Annotated in this window: 17 protein-coding genes and 1 pseudogene; 8 read left to right on the plus strand and 10 right to left on the minus strand. The window is 62.0% G+C overall.

The genetic code is table 11. The features are described from left to right. A partial coding sequence (locus tag AC24YW_RS27585; RefSeq protein WP_487485695.1) for a TauD/TfdA dioxygenase family protein occupies nucleotides 1–399 on the minus strand: 399 nt, incomplete at its 3' end. 259 nt (nucleotides 400–658) lie between these two features. Here AC24YW_RS27585 and AC24YW_RS27590 point away from each other — a divergent pair. From AC24YW_RS27590 to AC24YW_RS27620, 7 genes are all read left to right on the plus strand, one after another. Further along, nucleotides 659–853, plus strand: a complete 195-nt coding sequence (locus tag AC24YW_RS27590) for a hypothetical protein (protein WP_487485696.1) — start codon at nucleotides 659–661, stop codon at nucleotides 851–853. Between the two features lie 193 nt (nucleotides 854–1,046). Then, a complete protein-coding gene (locus AC24YW_RS27595) occupies nucleotides 1,047–2,387 on the plus strand; it encodes an LLM class flavin-dependent oxidoreductase (RefSeq protein WP_487485697.1) in 1,341 nt (446 codons plus the stop codon). A 371-nt stretch (nucleotides 2,388–2,758) separates the two neighbouring features. After that, the gene (locus AC24YW_RS27600) at nucleotides 2,759–4,195 is read left to right on the plus strand and encodes an ABC transporter substrate-binding protein (RefSeq protein ID WP_271595744.1); all 1,437 of its coding nucleotides are present in this window, start codon (nucleotides 2,759–2,761) and stop codon (nucleotides 4,193–4,195) included. 61 nt (nucleotides 4,196–4,256) lie between these two features. Then, entirely contained in the window at nucleotides 4,257–5,180 is a 924-nt protein-coding gene (locus AC24YW_RS27605; protein ID WP_487485698.1) for a carbohydrate ABC transporter permease, read from the plus strand. After that, on the plus strand, nucleotides 5,177–6,016 hold the full coding sequence (locus AC24YW_RS27610) for a carbohydrate ABC transporter permease (protein WP_271595746.1): 840 nt from the start codon (nucleotides 5,177–5,179) through the stop codon (nucleotides 6,014–6,016). Before AC24YW_RS27605 ends, AC24YW_RS27610 begins: the two co-directional genes overlap by 4 nt. A gap of 10 nt (nucleotides 6,017–6,026) precedes the next feature. Beyond that, nucleotides 6,027–7,127 carry an ABC transporter ATP-binding protein gene (locus AC24YW_RS27615; protein WP_487485699.1) on the plus strand — a complete coding sequence of 367 codons (1,101 nt, stop codon included), beginning with the start codon at nucleotides 6,027–6,029 and terminating at the stop codon, nucleotides 7,125–7,127. A 32-nt stretch (nucleotides 7,128–7,159) separates the two neighbouring features. Then, nucleotides 7,160–8,050: an SMP-30/gluconolactonase/LRE family protein gene (locus tag AC24YW_RS27620; protein WP_487485700.1), complete on the plus strand. Its 891-nt coding sequence runs from the start codon at nucleotides 7,160–7,162 to the stop codon at nucleotides 8,048–8,050. A gap of 43 nt (nucleotides 8,051–8,093) precedes the next feature. Here the strand turns inward: AC24YW_RS27620 and AC24YW_RS27625 are convergent, their stop codons facing one another. The 5 genes from AC24YW_RS27625 to AC24YW_RS27645 form a co-directional block, all read right to left on the minus strand. Beyond that, entirely contained in the window at nucleotides 8,094–9,986 is a 1,893-nt protein-coding gene (locus AC24YW_RS27625; RefSeq protein ID WP_487485701.1) for a TRAP transporter large permease, read from the minus strand. Next, nucleotides 9,983–11,008 (minus strand): TRAP transporter substrate-binding protein, encoded by a 1,026-nt coding sequence (locus AC24YW_RS27630; RefSeq protein WP_487485702.1) that lies wholly within the window; start codon nucleotides 11,006–11,008, stop codon nucleotides 9,983–9,985. Before AC24YW_RS27630 ends, AC24YW_RS27625 begins: the two co-directional genes overlap by 4 nt. A 177-nt stretch (nucleotides 11,009–11,185) precedes the next feature. After that, nucleotides 11,186–12,196, minus strand: a complete 1,011-nt coding sequence (locus tag AC24YW_RS27635) for a transketolase family protein (RefSeq protein WP_271595751.1) — start codon at nucleotides 12,194–12,196, stop codon at nucleotides 11,186–11,188. Then, the gene (locus tag AC24YW_RS27640) at nucleotides 12,193–13,032 is read right to left on the minus strand and encodes a transketolase (RefSeq protein WP_487485703.1); all 840 of its coding nucleotides are present in this window, start codon (nucleotides 13,030–13,032) and stop codon (nucleotides 12,193–12,195) included. The genes AC24YW_RS27635 and AC24YW_RS27640 overlap by 4 nt, the downstream gene beginning before the upstream one ends. A gap of 22 nt (nucleotides 13,033–13,054) precedes the next feature. Continuing rightward, nucleotides 13,055–13,804, minus strand: a complete 750-nt coding sequence (locus tag AC24YW_RS27645; protein ID WP_487485704.1) for an SDR family NAD(P)-dependent oxidoreductase — start codon at nucleotides 13,802–13,804, stop codon at nucleotides 13,055–13,057. 110 nt (nucleotides 13,805–13,914) lie between these two features. On the opposite strand from AC24YW_RS27645, the gene AC24YW_RS27650 reads away from it, so the two are divergent. Further along, nucleotides 13,915–14,811, plus strand: a complete 897-nt coding sequence (locus tag AC24YW_RS27650) for a LysR substrate-binding domain-containing protein (protein ID WP_487485705.1) — start codon at nucleotides 13,915–13,917, stop codon at nucleotides 14,809–14,811. A 145-nt stretch (nucleotides 14,812–14,956) separates the two neighbouring features. Here the strand turns inward: AC24YW_RS27650 and AC24YW_RS27655 are convergent, their stop codons facing one another. From AC24YW_RS27655 to AC24YW_RS27670, 4 genes and pseudogenes are all read right to left on the minus strand, one after another. Then, nucleotides 14,957–15,406 (minus strand): transporter substrate-binding domain-containing protein, encoded by a 450-nt coding sequence (locus AC24YW_RS27655; protein ID WP_487485706.1) that lies wholly within the window; start codon nucleotides 15,404–15,406, stop codon nucleotides 14,957–14,959. A gap of 55 nt (nucleotides 15,407–15,461) precedes the next feature. Then, nucleotides 15,462–16,447: pseudogene (locus tag AC24YW_RS27660) on the minus strand (peptidyl-alpha-hydroxyglycine alpha-amidating lyase family protein). 38 nt (nucleotides 16,448–16,485) lie between these two features. After that, nucleotides 16,486–17,157 (minus strand): 4-carboxy-4-hydroxy-2-oxoadipate aldolase/oxaloacetate decarboxylase, encoded by a 672-nt coding sequence (locus AC24YW_RS27665; RefSeq protein ID WP_487485707.1) that lies wholly within the window; start codon nucleotides 17,155–17,157, stop codon nucleotides 16,486–16,488. Between the two features lie 96 nt (nucleotides 17,158–17,253). Then, nucleotides 17,254–18,240: a LysR substrate-binding domain-containing protein gene (locus tag AC24YW_RS27670; RefSeq protein ID WP_487485708.1), complete on the minus strand. Its 987-nt coding sequence runs from the start codon at nucleotides 18,238–18,240 to the stop codon at nucleotides 17,254–17,256. Between the last annotated feature and the right edge of the window lie 64 nt (nucleotides 18,241–18,304).

Below are 18,304 nucleotides of genomic sequence, written 5' to 3' on the forward strand. Positions count from 1 at the left end.
GCCGCCATAGGGTGGGATCACCACGCCGCGCAGCACGGAGATCTTCGGGTAGGCGTCCACGAAGGTGACATCCGTGTGCCACTGGTCTGCTCTGCCGCCACCGCGATCGGAGTCCAGTTCGAGGATCGACGATGTGCCCTTGATCGCACCGACCGTGGGGTGCGGCACGAGCGTTCCGAGGCGGACGGCAAAGCACTCCTGCTCGGCATCGTCGAGATGGCCCTGGTCGCGCAAGAAGATCACTTTGTGCTCGAGCAGCACCTGGTTGATGGCGGAAATGATATCATCGGACAGATCGCCGGACAGCTTGACGTTCCGGATCTCGGCACCAAGTCTCGCCGCGCGTTTGACGATATCGGCGCGCGGAATGACGTTGTCGATGGTATTTCGATTGCTCATGATCATGGTTTCCTGTGATTGTCTGGGCAAGGCTCCGCCGTGCGCCGATCGCGCCGGCGGCTGGAACTGATGGATTTTCATGGGTTGGTCGTCGGGGACCCGTGTGCCCCTGCGGGTGCTAGGCTTTCAGCCGTGCACGGATCCCGGCGGTACAGCTTTCCGCCATAGCGGTGGCACCGCACGCGCTCCGAGCCGAGCTCAACCGGGCAGCGTCACAAACGACGAGTAGATCGGATTGCCGCATAGTAAACGACCTCGCTTGTACCTCGCAGATCGTAAAAGCGATCGCGATCCAGTCAATGAAACGAAACCAGCTTTGTTTTCCGTAGCGCGCGACGATCGCTTCGTCGGTCAATCGGCCACGGAAACATTTGCAATGGTCACGGATTATCTGATGGCCTTGCGCGCCAGAAGGCAGGTCAAATCGAGTCAATCGGCGCTCGAAGCGGCCTGAAACACCGCGATCGTTGCTGACAACAAACGCACTCGTCTCTGTTAGATGATGCGCTCACGAGTTTCATGCTCGCATCCCCTGCAACAACGCAAATTCATTTCATCGACAGCTTCGCGATGCCCGACATACAGTCGAGCCACGTCTCGATCGCCAACCGCCCCCCCACAATGACCAAACATTTGCGAGTCACGCGATGCGCCAGCGGCAACTTTCCCTGAACTTCTTCATCTACCCGGACGGCCATCACGAGGCGGCCTGGCGCCACAAGCTCTCGACAACGGACCGCATCCTCGACGTCACCTACTATCAGGAGCTGGCGCAACGCGCCGAAGCACACAAATTCGACGCCGTGTTCTTCGCCGATGGTCCCGTGCTAGCTGACAATGTCCGCTACGCACAGCGCTTCCGCCTTGAGCCGATCACGCTGCTCACCGCAATCGCGTCCGCGACAAAGCGCATCGGCCTGATCGCGACCGCGTCGACGACCTACACGGAACCATACAATCTCGCTCGGCTGTTCGCCTCGCTCGATCATATTAGCAGCGGCCGCGCAGGCTGGAACATCGTGACGACGAGCTCGCCCCAGGCGGCGCAGAATTTCGGGCTGCCCGAGCATCCTCCGCATCACGAGCGTTACGAGCGGGCGCGGGAATATCTCGATGTCATCACGAGGCTATGGGACAGTTGGGAAGACGACGCGCTGGTCAACGATCCCGTGTCGGGCATCTTCGCCGACACGAACAAGATCCACACCATCGACCACATTGGAAAGCACTTTCGTGTGCGCGGTCCGCTCAACGTGTCGCGGACACCGCAGGGCCGCCCGGTCTATGTCCAGGCCGGCTCGTCCGAGGATGGGCGTGCCTTTGCCGCCCGCTTTGCCGAAGCCATCTTCACCGCGCATCAGACCTTGGCAAGCGCGCAGGAGTTCTATGCCGACATCAAGCGCCAGGCGCTTGCTTTCGACCGTAGCTCCGACCAAATCAAGATTCTGCCCGGCATTTCCCCGTTCATCGCGAGCACGCAAGTTGAAGCGGACCGGCTCCAGGAGGAGTTCAACGCCCTGATCCAGCCGGAGTTCTCACTGACCCAGCTCCGCCAGATGACCGGGCTCGACCTCACCGGCTTCGATCTTGACGGTCCCTTCCCGCGCCATCTAATCGACACCGACGGCGCGCATGGCGTTGCCAGCCGGTTCAAGCTCGTGGTCGACATTGTCGATCGCGAGAAACCGACGATCCGTCAACTCGTACAGCGGCTCGCCGGCGCGCGCGGCCATTGCGTGATCGCCGGCCCACCGGAAAAGATCGCCGATCACATCCAGACCTGGTTTGAGAATGGTGCTGCTGACGGCTTCAACGTCATGCCGCCATGGCTGCCAGGTGGCTTCGACCTGTTCGCCGAGCAGGTCGTGCCGGTCCTGCGCAAGCGCGGCCTGTTCCGCCACGATTACGCCGGCACCACCCTGCGCGAACATTACGGTTTGGATCGTCCAGCAAGCTTGTTCTCCAGCCCGATCCGGGCAACTGCATAATCGACCGTTGTACTTCTTGGAGCCGCCAGCAGATAGGTGACTGCGGTTCACCGATGCTTGCAAAGTTCTCATTTGTCGGAAAGTTCCGCCTCGACGCAGACTAGCCCCAAAGTCAACGCTCTCGAGCGTTTTGGGGAGGATGCGTGCTTCTACAACGCCAACTGGCGTCCATTCAGGTTGCGGGCGACAAGCCCGGACCTGCGATGCGCCTGCGCTGCAAATCCTCGACATAGATGAATTTGTTTCTTTCGGCCAGGTCGCCGCCGACAGGGTCCGTTCGCCTGCGGCTGGCTAACCAGGCGGGGATCACGTGAGAAGCGCTCCGAAGCCGGCTCTCCCGGACTCCGGACGCCCAGGAGGAGGAGGAAGGGATGAAGTTCAGGACGTTTTTCGCCGCGGCCGCAGTGCTAGCGCTGGCTGCAGGTCCAGCGCCGGCTGCCGACAAGGATGCCGCCGACACAGCGGTGGAAGCAGCGAAGAAGTATGCTGGCACGACCATCAGTATCGTCTGGGAGGCCGGCCTGCAGTCGCTCGACCCGCTGAACTATTCGGGCCCGCAATGGGAGAAGCTCACCGGCATCAAGGTGAAGGTGGTCGAAGTGCCCACCGATCAGATGTTCACCAAGATCATGCAGGATTTCAAATCAGGCGCCGGAGCCTATGACGCGCTGAACGTCATTCCGTCCTGGATGCCCGACCTTGCGCGTGCAGGCGCGCTCGAGCCTCTCGACAAGTATGTCGACAAGTTTGGCTACCGCGACGAGTTGCAGGACATCGCGGCCGCCTATCGCGACAACCAGATGCAGTATGACGGGAAGATCTACGGCTTCCCGGACGATGGCGACGTGATGCTGCTCTACTACCGGAAGGACATCTTCGACGATCCGAAGATGAAGGACGCGTTCAAGGCCAAGTTCGGCTACGAGCTGGCCCCGCCAAAGGACTGGAAACAGTTCGACGAGATCGGCCAGTTCATCACCGACAAGATGGCGCCGAAGGTCTACGGCGCCGGATTCTTCCGCACCGCGCCCTATCCGCAATACATGTTCCAGGAACGCTTCCGCATGGAGGGCGGCAAGTTCTTCAATGCCGACACCATGAAGGCGACGGTGAATGGCGAGGTCGGTCTCAAGGTGTTCAAGCAGATGCTGGCGGAGAACAAGTTTATGCCGCCGGGCGTGGAGCAGTGGAATTTCGTGGACAACCTCGCCGCGTTCCTTCAGGGCACGACCGCGATGACGATCTCCTGGCCGCCCTACGGCCGCTGGGCCGCGGGCTATGGCTCGGGCGAGGAAGCACTGAAGTGGGTACCGAAATCGCAGGTCGCCGGCAAGGTCGGCTACGCGCTCACGCCTCTCGGCCGTCCCGAGCTCGGGGTCGGCTTCGACCTGTCGGTCTCGGCCACCAGCAAGAACAAGGAGGCAGCGTATCTCTTCATTCAGTGGCTGAACAGCAAGAAGACAAGCCTCGAGCGGGTCCAGCTCCCCTATACGCTGCGCGATCCGTTCCGCCTGTCGCACTACGCCAGCGAGAAATATCGTGCGCTGTGGCCCGATGCTCCAGCCTATCTCGATACGATCAAGTCATCCGGTGAGAAGGGCCTGCTCGATCTCTCGCTACTGCAACAGGACAAGTACGACGAGGCGATGACCAAGGCGATCTCGAGCCTCTGGGCCGGCGAAGATCCCAAGGCCATTCTCGGTCGCATGGCGCAACAATTCGACGCGATCACCGAGAAGGTCGGCATCGAGAACCAGAAAGCCGTCTACAAGGTCTGGGCCGCAAAGCCCGGCGCCTACCCGCAATAATTGGCTGGATATCGCACGGGAGGCGTCGCCCTCCCGTGCGGTGCCGTTTTCCGGACTGATGATGACAGTTTCTGTGAGCCTCAATGGCGCCGAGCAGCGCCGCCCCAGCCGCTTCGGGCGCATGCTCGAGGACCGCCTGCCCTATCTCATCGTCGCCCCGGCCATTCTGATTCTCCTCCTGGTCGGCCTGTTCCCTCTGATCTACTCGCTGATCGTGAGCTTTCAGCGCATCACGATGACCGAGAACGACACCTCCTTTGTTGGCTTTTTGAACTATGCGGAGCTGTTCAGGGATGCCCGCCTCTGGGCTTCGCTCGGCCACACCGCCATCATCACCGCGATCGCCCTCCCCCTGGAGCTGCTGATCGGGTTCCTGATGGCGCAGCTCTTCATCGATCGCATGCCGGGCCGACAGATCTTCGTCGCACTGCTGGTGCTTCCGACGGTTATCTCTCCTATCGTCGCGGGCGCGACGTGGCGCCTGATGTTCGACGTACGCTTCGGCCCGATTGGCCAGATTCTGAGTTTCTTCGCCGGCGAGCCAGTGCGGATCCTATGGACCGTCAATCCCGCCTACGTCTATCCGGCGATCATCATCTGCGAAGTTTGGCAGTGGTCGCCATTCATGTTCCTGCTGCTGCTTGCTGCGCTGTCGAATGTTGACCAGTCGCAGCTCGAAGCCGCGGAGATCGATGGAGCGTCGTATCTGCGCGTGCTTCGCGCAATCGTTCTGCCGGCGATCGCGCCCGTGATCGCCGTGGCCTGCCTTATCCGCGGCCTCGATCTCGTTCGCATGTTCGACATCATTTGGGCCCTAACCGAAGGCGGGCCGGGCTCGATGACCGAGACCATCTCGCTCTACACCTATGTGCAGGGTTTCTCGCAATTCGAGACCAGTTACACAGCCGCGATCTCCTTCTTGGTGATTGCGCTACTGACGCTGATCACGACCCTGGTCCTCAAGCGCATGGAGCTTGCGCGATGAGGATCGGCAGGCTTCCGGCCAGAAAAGCCCGCATTCTCGCTGTCCGCTATCTCGGCGCCGGCATCGTGACCTTGCTGTTCCTGTTTCCGGTCTACTGGCTGTTCATGATTTCGTTCAAGACACCGGACGAGATCTATCATGTTCCGCCCTTGTGGATTCCCGGGCAGATCCAGTTCTCGAACTATTACGTCCTGTTTAGAGATGGCGACGTCCTGGCGATCCTGAACAGTCTGATTGTCGCCGGCGTCAGCTCCGGCATCGCAATCGTTCTCGGGACGCTCTGCGCCTACAGTCTCGCCCGGTTCGGCACCGGCGGCGAGAACCTGGCGATGTGGATTATCTCCCAGCGCATGATCCCGCCGATCGCAGTCGTCTTCCCGATTTTCCTGATCTACGTCTATTTCGGCCTCGTCGACGGCTATTTCGGGCTGATCCTCCTCTACACCGCATTCAATCTCCCCTACGTGATCTGGATGATGCGCGGCTACATCGTCGACGTTCCGCTGGAGCTCGAGGAAAGCGCGCTGGTCGATGGCCTCAATCGATGGGAGGTGATCTGGAAAGTCGTTTTCCCGATGGTTCGCCCCGGCCTCATGGCGACGTCGGTCTTCACCTTCGTTTTCGCCTGGAACGACTTTCTGTTCGCACTCGTGCTCACGCGCACCGAGGTCATCACGTTTCCGGTCATGCTGACGCACTATTTCGGCGGCCAATCGAATTTCTGGGCAAAGATCGCGGCGATGTCGGTCCTGGGGACGTTGCCGATCTTCGTCGCGGTCTCGGTGATGCAGCGCTATCTCGTGCGCGGCATCTCGCTGGGCGCAGTCAAGGGTTAGGGAGAGCGGAGTGGCTGACGTCAAGCTGTCCGGAGTACACAAATATTACGGCAACGTGCATGCGGTCCGGGGGGTGGATCTCACCATCGCCGATGGCGAATTCGCGGTTCTCGTGGGGCCGTCCGGCTGCGGCAAGAGCACTCTCTTGCGAACCATCGCCGGTCTCGAAGATCCGGATGGGGGAACGATCACCATCGGGGGCGCGGTGGTCAACGATCTGCGTCCGCGCGAGCGCAATATCGCGATGGTGTTTCAGAACTATGCGCTCTACCCTTATCTGACCGTCAGCGAGAACATCGCCTTCGGTCTGCGCGCCCGCAAGACTCCCGAGATCGAGATCAGGAAGCGGGTCAGTGAAGCCGCCGAGATGCTCGGCATCGGCAATTTCCTGCAGCGCTATCCGAGGCAGCTGTCCGGTGGACAGCGTCAGCGCGTCGCCATCGGCCGCGCCATCGTCCGCAAGGCCGACCTGTTCCTGTTCGACGAGCCGCTCTCGAACCTCGACGCTCAGTTGCGTGACGAGATGCGCACCGAGATCAAGCGCCTGCATCACGAGATCACGACGACCATGATCTACGTCACCCATGATCAGGTCGAGGCGATGACACTGGCCGACCGCATCGTGCTGCTGCGTGACGGAAACATCGAGCAACAGGGTGCTCCGCTGGACCTATTCGAGCGGCCCCGTACGGGGTTCGTCGCCGGCTTTCTCGGCTCCCCGTCGATCAACCTCATCCCGGCAACCCTTAAGACAAACGGTCCCGACGCAGCAGTGGTGTTTCAGTCCGGCGGTGGACTGACGCTTCCGAGCGCGAAGACGAGGCCGCTGGCCAGTATGGATGGACGAGAGATTCTCGTCGGCATTCGGCCCCAGCACTTCAGTCGGGCCAGCGGGCCGTTGCGCGACGGCGTGGTCTCCTATTCGGCCACTGCCGATCTCATTCAGCCGACGGGGACACGCACCTTCACCACCATCAAGATCGGTGGCGTAGATGCCGTTGCCGAACTGCAGGCCCATGACGTCAGCAGCTATGGCGAGCTAATCGATCTCGCCATCGACCTCAATCGCGTGGTGCTGATTGATCCGGCCAGCGGCCTGGTCATCGCATAAGCGAGAGCAACATTCGAAAACGGGAGGGATGAATGGCGTCGAGACTGTTTTCAAGCGGAATTGGCGCGCCGGAGGGTCCGGTGTGCCTGCCCGACGGCTCGATGTATGTCACGGAGATGTCCGCGTCGACCCTTTGCGTGACGCGGCTCGATCCTCGCGGCAATCGCCGCGTGATCCGGACGACGGGTGGCCGTCCGAATGGACTGACGACCGATGGCCACGGCCGGATCTGGATCGCGGAAGCTGGTTTGCAGGCGCTGATCTGCATCGACGAAAGCGGAAACGAGATCCGACGCATGCAGGGCGAAGGCGCGGATCGCTTTCTGTTTCCGAACGACCTCTGCTTCGGCCCGAACGGACTGCTGTACATGACCGACTCCGGAATGGCCGCCGAGGATTTCATCAACGGCCAGGCCTTCGTCGACGGTTATATGGATCTCGACTGGGACGGCCGTGTGTATGAGATCGATCCGGCAGCCATGAAGGTGCTCCGCGTGCTCGATCGCAAGATCCGCTTCACCAACGGTATTGCCTTCGGCCCGGACAGCCACCTCTACGCCAACGCATCATTCACCGGCGAGATCTACCGATATGACGTGCTTGGCGAGACAGTGCCGAAACGCGTCGTCTTCGGAAACGTGCTGCAGCCGGATTCCAATCCGGACTTCAAAGGGCCGGACGGGATGGCCTTCGGAACGGACGGCCGGCTCTATTGCACGGTCTACAATCAGAAGAACGTTACGGTGCTAGACCGGCGGGGTGAGGTCGCCGATCGGCTGGTCCTGGACGGACCCCAACCGACTAATTGTGCCTTTGCGCTCGAAGGCAGGAAGCTACGCGTCACTGAGGTCGGCAAGGGCCAAGTCGAGGAGATCGACATGCCTTGTGAGGGCCTGCCGCTGCATCTGCCGAAATTCGCCTGATGAGATGGCCGCGCGTTGTTTCCCGCGAGAGCGCCTCACGTTATCAAAGGAAGCCGATCGAGAGCCAGGGCACGGCGGCAACGATCAGCGTGCCGATCAGGAGCGCGATCATATAGCCCACGATCGGCTTCATGCCCTCGTCCGGATTTATGCGGCTGATGGCGCAGGCCGCGTAATAGCCGACGCCGAACGGCGGCGCGAACAGGCCGATGCCCATGGCGAGAACGACCACCATCGCGTAGTGGACATCGTTGACCCCAACCTGCCGCGCGATCGGGAACAGCAGCGGACCGAACAGGACGATCGCGGGAATCCCTTCCAGCACACTGCCGAGGATCACGAAAGTCACGATTGTCACCGCTAGGAAGACCGGTACCCCGCCCGGCAGGCTGGTCATGAACTTGGCGAGAGAAGCAGAAAATCCCGACTGGGTCAGCGCCCAGGCCATGCCCGTCGCCGCGCCGATGATAAGCAGAATCGCCCCGGATAGGGAGGCTGTCTCGACCAGCATCGGATAGATGCGACGCCAGTCGAACTGGCGGTAGATGAACAGACCCGCGCAGACCGAGTACAGGATGCCGATCGTCGAGACTTCCGTTGCCGTCGCAACCCCTTCGACGACGGCAGTCCGGATCACGAATGGCAGCGCGATGGCGGGTATCGCAACCACGAAGGCGCGGCCGATTTGCCGGCCGGTAGCCCGTTTGACGCGAGACAGGTCTTCGCGGCGGTATTGCCACCAGACTACGGCAGCGAGCATGACCGCGAGCACCACACCCGGAAGCAGCCCGCCGGTGAAGAGCGCCGAGATCGACACGCCGGTCACCGAGCCGATCGTGATCAGGACCAGCGAGGGCGGGATCGTTTCGGTCTGCGCGCCGGTTGCCGCCAGAAGCGCAACGAGGTCGCCCGGTTTGGCCCCTCGCTGCCGCATCTCGGGAAACAGGACCGGAGCCACCGCAGCCATGTCCGCTGCCTTGGAGCCGGAAATGCCCGAGACCAGATACATCGCTCCGACCAGCACGTAGTGCAATCCGCCGCGCACGTGGCCCAGCAGGCTCGCCAGGAAGCTCACCATGGCGCGCGCCATCCCGGTCATCTCGATCAGAAGGCCGAGGAAGACGAAGAGAGGCACGGCGAGCAGGATCAGATGGCTCATGCCCTCGTCCATTCGTCCGATCATCACTACGTCGGGCGTGCTCGTTGTCAGTGCGAGATAGCCGACCGTGGCGAGACCGAATGCAAACGCGATGGGCACGGCAGCAAATACCATGGCGCCGACGGCGAAAACGAAGAAGATCAGGAGATTTAGGTTGCCGAGCGGCTTCAAGACGGGCGCGAGCAGAACAAACGTTCCGATGATACCTGCGACGATCGCCAGGGCCGCCAGCAGGCTGCGCGGGCTCGCGATGCGGATCAGCCGGAGCATCGCTGCAATCAGCATCAATCCCATTCCGATCGGCAACGCAGCCGCACGCCAGGTGTTGACGATCTCGAGTGCGGGCGTCGTGACGAATACCTCGTCTGCGGCGAATTCATAGGCCGGCCAGACCACGAGCCCGAGAAACGCGAGCGACGCGGCGGCAGCGACGACATCCAGAAACGCCCGAATCGGAGCACTGAGAATACCGACGATCGCAGTCATCCGCATGTGCTCGCCGCGCTGGAATGCGATCACGGAGCCGAGCATTGCCAGCCAGAGGAAGAGAATTCCGGCAAGTTCGTCAGACCAGACAATCGGCGAGCGGAACACGTATCGACCGACGATGCCGGAAGACAGCACCGCAATCTCCGCCAGAACGAGCAGTGCTGCCGGGACCGCCACGACGTGACCAAGCACCGTGTTCGCCGTTATCACCCAACTGCGCCGGCCTGCGTGCTGGGCGCTGGCCGCCACACCGGCCTCGACGTGGGGCTTATGGCTCACGCTGGTCATGATAGCTGGCCCGCGGCTTTTTCGAGCTGCGACCATGCTTCCTCGCCGAACTTGCCCTTCCAGTCCGCGTAGAAGCTGGTCTTGGACAGGGCCTGCCGGAAGGCGGCACGATCGACGTCGATGAATTTGAGGCCCTTGGCCGAGAGATCGGCGCGAAGCGACTGGCTGAGCTTCGCGATGTCGGCGCGCTGATCGCCGGCGGAGCGGTCGAGCTCGCGCGTCACGATCTCCTGCACGTCCTTGGGCAGGCGCTCGAAGGCGCGCTTGTTGCCGAGGATCCAGTAGCCGTCCCAGACGTGCCCCGTTAGGCTGCACGTGCTCTGCACCTCATTGAGGCGAGCGGTCGCGATGATAGGCAACGGATTCTCCTGGCCGTCGACGACCTTGGTCTGCAGCGCGGAATAAACCTCGTTGAAGTTGATCGGCGTCGGCCCGGCGCCGAGCGCCTTGAAGAGCGAGGTCAGCAGCGGCGCGGGCGGAACCCGGATCTGGAAATTCTTCAGATCATCCGGGGTGCGGATCTCGCGGCCAGACGAGGTCACCTGGCGGAAGCCGTTGTCCCAGGCCTTCGACACCGCCATGATCGGCGTCTTGGCGATCTGCGCCCGGATGTAGCTGCCTAGGTCGCCATCCATCGCCTTCCATACGCTGTCGTAGTCGGTGAATGCGAAGCCGGTGTTCACGATGCCGGAGCTCGGCACCAGCGTGGCAAGGATCGAAGACGATTGGTTGAAGAACTCAACGCCGCCGCTGCGCACCTGGGTCAGGAGCTCGGTGTCGGAGCCGAGCTGATTGGCCGGGAACAGCCTGATCTCCAGCCGTCCGCTGGTCGCTTCGCGAATGCGGTCGATCGCCTCTTGCGCGCGGATGTTCACCGGATGGGTCGGGTCCTGTCCGGTTGCGAACTTGTAGACGAACTCGGCGGCAGACGCCGGACGGGTCAGAATCCCGCAGAGAGGTGCCGCGCTCGCCGCGATTAATAGCGAACGGCGGCTGATGCGTCCGGGTTTCGAGACAGTCATGTTTTCCTCCTGGTCCTGTATTGACGTTGTGCCGGCTGCATGAGCCTGCGCTGTTTTCAGCTCTCCGGGCTCTTCGCCGGCCCCATTCGGGCAACAGCCATCGCTCGCCCCCCGCAATATGCAGCGGGCGGAACACTTCACTCGTATTTGGCCTGGCTGGCGCTTAGTGCCGGTGCGCTAAAGCCACTGCTTGATCTGCCTTGCGACCTCGGCGGTGGAAATGCCGTAGCGGTCGTGCAGCGTCGGAAGTGCGCCGGCGTCAAGAAATTCGTCAGGCAACGCAATCTGGCGGAACGGCGGATGAACGCCGGAACGCATCAGGAGTGCGGCAATCGCCTCGCCAAGCCCGCCGATCGTCGTGTGGTTTTCGGCAACGACGACCAGGCGGCCTGATTTGCCGGCTTCACGCAGGATCGTCTCGGCGTCGAGCGGCTTGATGGTCGGAACGTGGAGCACCGCGGCATCGACGCGGTCGTTCGTCAGAGTTTGCACCGCCTCGAGCGCACGCATGGTCATGATGCCCGATGAGATGATCAGGACGTCCTTTCCGTCACGGATCAGCTTGGCCTTGCCGAGCTCGAACTTGTAGTCGTATTCGTCCAGCACGACCGGCACCTGGCCCCGCAGCAGGCGCATGTAGACCGGTCCGTGATGCGCCGCAACGGCGGGCACCACCTGCTCGATTTCATGCGCATCGCAGGGGTCGATGACCGTCATGTTCGGCATGGCGCGAAACAGGGCGATGTCCTCTGCGGCCTGATGGCTCGGGCCATAGCCCGAGGTCAGACCGGGCAATGCGCAGACGATCTTCACGTTGCGGTCTTCCTCCGCGATTGTCTGATGGATGAAGTCGTAGGCACGGCGCGAAGCGAACACAGCGTAGGTGGTTGCGAATGGCATAAAGCCTTCGGCGGCAAGGCCTGAGGCCGCGCCGAACAGAAGCTGCTCGGCCATGCCCATCTGGTAATAGCGGTCCGGGAATTCCTTCGCAAAGATGTGCAGGTCGGTGTATTTGCCGAGATCGGCCGTCATGCCGACCACATCGGGACGGCTGCGCGCGAGATCGACGAGCGCGTGTCCAAACGGCGCCGGTTTCGTCTTTTGCCCTTCAGCCGCGATCGAGGCGATCATGGCCGAGGTGGTCAGGCGCGGTTTGCCGGGCGGGGGTGCTGATCTGACGGTCTTCATGCCTGCCTCCCGGCTTCCAGCGCTGCCAGCGCAAGCTGCCATTCGTGCTGCTCGACGCGGATGAAATGGTTCTTCTCGCGCTGCTCCAGGAAGGGAACGCCCTTGCCCATCAGCGTATCGGCGACGATCATCCGGGGTTTTGGCTCGGGATGAGACTTGGCGACATCGAACGCGGCAACCACGACGTCGAGATCGTTGCCGTCGATGCGCTGCACAAACCAGCCAAAGGCCTGAAGCTTCTCGACCAGCGGTTCGAACGCCATGACCTGCGTCGAAGGACCGTCCGCCTGCTGATTGTTAACGTCGACGATGCCGATCAGATTGTCGAGCTTGTAATGGCCCGCCGACTGGATGGCCTCCCAGACCGAGCCCTCGTCGAGCTCGCCATCCGAGAACAACGTGTACACCCGCGCGTCGGATTTCTTGCGCTTGAGCCCGAGGCCCATGCCGACGGCGATGCTGAGCCCAAGCCCGAGCGAGCCGCCCGACATTTCCATTCCCGGCGTATAGGAGGCCATCCCCGACATCGGTAAGCGGCTCTCGTCGCTGCCATAGGTTTCGAGTTCTTCCTCGGGGACGATCCCCGCCTCGATCAAAGCCGCGTAGAGCGCGATGGCATAGTGGCCATTGGAGAGCAGGAAGCGGTCGCGCTCCTCCCATGACGGATCTTCCGGGCGGTAGCGCATTGCATGAAAATAGGCCACGGCGAGGACGTCCGAGATGTCCAACGCCTGGGCGATATAGCCCTGACCCTGGACCTCGCCCATGCGCAGCGCATTGCGGCGAATGTTATAGGCGCGGTCCGCAAGCTTGGGCGTGTTGGTCAGCGTTTCCATCGATCTGGACCTTGTCTTGCGCTCAGTGGATGAGCATGCCGCCGTTGACGTCGATCACGGCACCGGTCACGTAGGCGGAGAGATCCGAGGCCAGGAAAGTGTAAATGCCGGCGACGTCATCTGCCGTGCCGAGGCGATTGAGCGGAATGCCTTCCAGGATCTTCGTCGTCATCTCGTCGGTCAGCTTGCCCGCCGTGATATCGGTGCCGATCAGGCCGGGCGTCACGCAATTGACGCGGATGCCGTCCGGGCCGAATTCACGGGCCATCGCCTTGGCGAGACCAAGCACACCAGCCTTCGCGGCCGAATAGTGCGGGCCGCCAAAAATTCCGCCGCCGCGCTGGGCAGAGACCGAGGACATGCAGGCGATCGATCCGGACTTCCGTGCGCGCATATGCGGGATCACGGCCTGGGAAAGGAACAGAATGCCCTTCAAATTGACGTCCTGAATGCGATCCCAATCAGCCGGCGAGATATCGAGGAACCTGACCGGTTGGGTGATGCCGGCGTTGTTGATGAGAATGTCGATGCTTGCGAAGGATTCGATCACGCGAGCGACGGCCTGCTCGCAGGATGATTTGTTGGCGACGTCGCATTGCAGGCCAATGTGGGACTTGCCAAGCGATGCCGCGGCGTCCGCCGCCGCACTCGCGTCAATGTCGAGAATGGCGACCCGAGCGCCTTCGGCGGCAAACCGCCGTGCCGTGGCCAGCCCGATGCCGCGCGGCGAGGCCGCACCCGAGATGATCGCTGTCTTGCCGCTGAGCAGCATCAGTTCCTCCCGCAAATTGTTTTTCCTTGGCAAGGTTAGGAATGAACCGCGGACGCCCAACAGACAAACGCACAGTTGTCACGGATCGATGAATCTGGTTCACTTATGGGATGCTGTCGAACGTCCCGATATCGGCAATTCGCGCCTTTGAGGCCGCCGCCCGCACGGGATCGTTTCGCGATGCGGCGAATGAGCTTCACCTAACGCCGAGTGCCGTCAGCCATGCCATCCGCAAGCTGGAGGACACGCTTCGCACCGCTCTGTTCGAGCGCAGTGCGCGATCGGTGCGGCTCACGCCGGCCGGCGAAAATCTGATGCGACACACGGGAGCGGCCTTCGATCAGCTCCGCCGTGGTCTCGAGGAAGTTGCCGCGCGCGGACCACAATTGGTGCGCGTCCATTCGGCACCCAGTTTTGCCGCGCAGTGGCTTGCACCACGGCTTGCGCAGTTTCTCGCCGCTTATCCGAAGCTCGAGGTTCGACTGGCTGCAAACACGGAGTACGCGCGCTTCAGCAATGATGATTTTGATATCGACATTGTTTACGGTCCGCCGCGCGCGGAGGGGGTTGAGGTTCTTCCTCTCCCGGAGGAGACGGTCACCCCTCTCTGCTCGCCTGCCCTCGCAAAATCGATCAGGAAGCCTGCCGATCTCCTCGATCAGACGCTGATCCGTTCCGACGTGAAGCAGGTTCAGTGGCACCAATGGTTCACGGCGAACGGATTGGAGGCCCCTGCGCTCCACGGCATGAGATTCGATCGTAGCTTTCTCGCGATCGCGACAGCCGCGGAAGGGTTGGGAGTAGCGTTGGAATCAACGCTTCTGGCCGAACGCGAACTGGCGAGCGGGCGATTGGTTGCGCCACTGGCAGGACGCGCCAACGATATCCGCTACGTCGGCCATCGCCTGATCTACCCGCGGGCCAGCCGACAGAGATCGGCGGTACGAGCCTTTGCAGATTGGCTCATGGCGCAACTCGATAGCGAAAATGCCATTCCCCCCCGCTGAAGTTCTTCGCACCACGTTCGATAGTACACACGCGCGGCGAAAGAGCAGCCAGCGGGCTAAGCATAGAGCTTGCTCCAATGGATGTGAATGGCGCCAACTTAGTCATGGGAGCGGCGTGAACTTCAACCGGCTGAGCGGTGCGACCTTATCGGTGCGTGTTCTTAAACTCGGTGCTCGAACCGAGCCACTTGTCCCAGAGTTGGTTGATCTCGCCCGCCTGGTCCATCGCGAGTAGGGTCTCGTTGATCTTCGCGAGCAGCGCCGGCTCGTCCTTCTTCATGCCAACGCCGATCGGCTGCAGCACCATGGGCTCCTCGATCATCTTTAGCGGCTGCCCGGCCTCCTTGGACTGGTTCACGAGCTTGGTAATGGTATTCCGACGGCCTCGTTCTGTTGAACCGCCATGAAGGCCGAACCAGTATCGACGAAAGTCAGCGGGTCGGATTCGTTCATTCTGATCGCGAGTTCCGCATCGATTGCTCAAGATTACGAATTGCAGGGTTGGCTCGGCAGAGGTGCGTACCGGCGCGCGAGTCGTGGCACGATTTCCGGCAGGAGGCAGGATATGGTCCGAACCGTTACCCAAGTGGAGCAACGATCGATCTGAGGCTCGTTGAAATTCAGCGCGCTATACGGGATTGTGAAACGGTCTAGCGCGGAACGTCGGCCACCTTCTCCAGCTTCTGCAGGCAACGCGAACTGCGGACCACGGCCGGCATCTCCTCGTCAGGGAAGTTCGTCTTCCAGTAGGTGACGCCGACCTCGCCAACGTACATGTCGCCTCTGGAGTCTAGCGCGATCCCATGCGGCGCGAGGAACTTGCCGCTCGCAAGATCGGGGCCATCCTCGCCGCCGAGCCGCGCGATGCGCTTGCCCTTGGCGTCCACGATCGACAGCCGCGGGCCGAGATTGGGCACTTTGCGGTTGACCGGCATGGCGGGACCGAGTTCGCCGATGACGAAGGTCGGGTTCTTAGCGCCGCCGCAGCGGCACAGCGCGCACGGCCGGTGGAGGTTATTCCACTGCGCCTCGTATTTTCCGTTGCCGTCGAACACCTGCACGCGATGGTTCTCGCGATCGGCGACATAGACCCAGCCATCGGTATCAGCGACGATATTGTGCACGATGTTGAACTGGCCGGGATCGGTGCCGGGCGCGCCCCAGCTCTTGATCAGCTTGCCGTCAGGCGTGAATTTGTGGATGCGGGCGTTGCCGTAGCCGTCGGAGACGTAGATCTCGCCCTTCGGCGACAGCGCGGTGTGGGTGCAGCGATGGAGGGGCTCGCCACTCATGAACGGCGCCGGCTTTGCTGGGATGCCGATCGTCAGCAACACCTTGCCATCGGTGTTGCATTTGCGCACGGTGTGGTCGCTTCGTCGGTGCAATAGAGGTTGTCGTCGGCATCGATATGCAGGCCGTGGGCGCGGGAGAAAAGCCCCTCGCCCCAGCCGCGCAGGAAATTGCCGTCGCGGTCGAACACCACCATCGGATGGGCACCGCGGTTGAAGACGTAGATGCGATCCTTGCTGTCAACCGCGACAGAGGCGACATCGGTGAGCTGCCAGCCGCCCGGCAGCTTCGCCCAATTGTCGATGACGCGATAGCGATGCTCGCCCGAGCCGAGAATGGCTGACACCTGATTTCCCATAACTGCGTGCTGCGGCGCTTGCGCGCTCAGGCGAAGGTGCAGCCCTTGGATTCGAGCACCTTTCCGATGCCAGAGAGCTCGAGGATATCGCCACCGGCCTTGAGGGCCTTCATCACGCCGGCTTCCTTGTCCTCGCGCGCCGCCGACTTGACGCAGACATCGGCGATGTTCTCCTTCGGCACGATCACGACGCCGTCATCATCGGCGTTGACGATGTCGCCGGGGCGGACGGCGATGCCGCCGATGACGATCGGCTGATTGATGGTGCCGAGGGTCTCCTTGACGGTGCCCTTCATGCAGAGGCCGTAGGAGAAGACGTTGAAGCCGGTGTCACGTACCGCAAGGCCGTCGCGAACGCCGGCATCCGTGACCAGGCCGACGATGCCCTTGGCGACGCAGGCCGTCGCCAGCACCTCGCCGAAGCCACCCTGCTCGGGATGATCGCCCGCGCTGACCACGAGCACGTCGCCTGGCTCGGCCAGCGAGATCGCTGTGATCAGCATCATGTTGTCGCCGGGGTGGCAGCTCACCGTCAGCGCCGGTCCGCAGGCGCGCATGCCGGAATAGATCGGCTTGATGCGGGAGGTCAGCGCGCCCGATCGCCCCTGAGCCTCGTGCAGGGTGGACGGAGGAAACTTCTTGATGCGCTCGACAAGCTCGGCGGCAGGCCGATTGAATGTCCTGATCACATGCACCATGAAAACCTCCTTACGAGCGCGATCTCCGTTACACCTCCATAACCAACGGCCTTGAGGCGGCAAATTCAGAATTTGGGATTGCCGCATCGTGTTTCGTTATGGCTCGTGCTTCGGCCCGTCCAGAGGCGACGTCGGGCCACCCGTGGCAATGGCAGCCGAGCCGGGCTGGGCATCGAACGGCCCCCAGGTCTTGACGATGATCTCGAGCAGGATCTTGTAGACGGCGAATGCGGCGTCGGAGAGCGGGGCGCTGTCGGAGATGCAGAGCGACATCTGCTGCGAGGCCGACGGCGTGTTGATCCGCCGGATGCAGAGTTCGTCGAGGTTCGGCAACTCCTGTGCGATCGGCATGGGCAGCACTGCCGCCCCCACTCCGGCGGCAATCGCGGAAGAAAGGGTCGATTGGGAATGGATCTCGGCGACGATGCGCGGGCGGAGCCCGACCTCGGCACAGACCCGCTCCACTGTCTGCCGCAGGAAGGATTCCCGGTATGGCAGAAGCAGGTCGAATTGCGCGACCTCCGCCGCCGAAACGTCCTCCGAAGGCGTCTTCTCCGAATACATGCTGCGTGGCGCGACCAGATAGAAGTACTCGCGCATCAGCGGCTTGTAATCGAGACCGGTCACCGGGCGTTCGCCGTAGAGGACGGCCATATCCATGCTCCCCTTCAGCATCATCTCGCTGAGCATGACCCCGGAGCTGTCGTAGATGTGCGGCACGATGCCGGGATAGCGTTCGCGTATCTGCGTAAGCAGCGGGGTCGCCAGCAATGCCGCTGAGCTGAGCGGGGCCAGACCGATCGTGACGTTACCGGTCAGCTCCGGCTTGTTATCCAGAATGGTGCGCCTGGCTTCTTCGATCTGCCGCTGGATCGATTTGGCGTAGCGGTACAGGATTCGTCCGGCCTCGGTTGGCTTGACCCCGCGGGCGCTGCGGTCGAGCAGCTTGCACTTGAAATCCGCCTCCAGGCTCGCAATGTGCTGACTCAGGGCCGGCTGGGCGACATTTAGCACCTTCGCCGCGCTCGTCATGCTGCCGAGATCCACAACCTTGATGAAGGCCTCCAAACGTTTCGTATCCAATACGGCGTCTCCGGATATCCAGTCGGGGAGCAATGCAGCAATAGGCTGAAGCTATGGGATCAGA

Source organism: Bradyrhizobium sp. USDA3516, assembly GCF_057651995.1.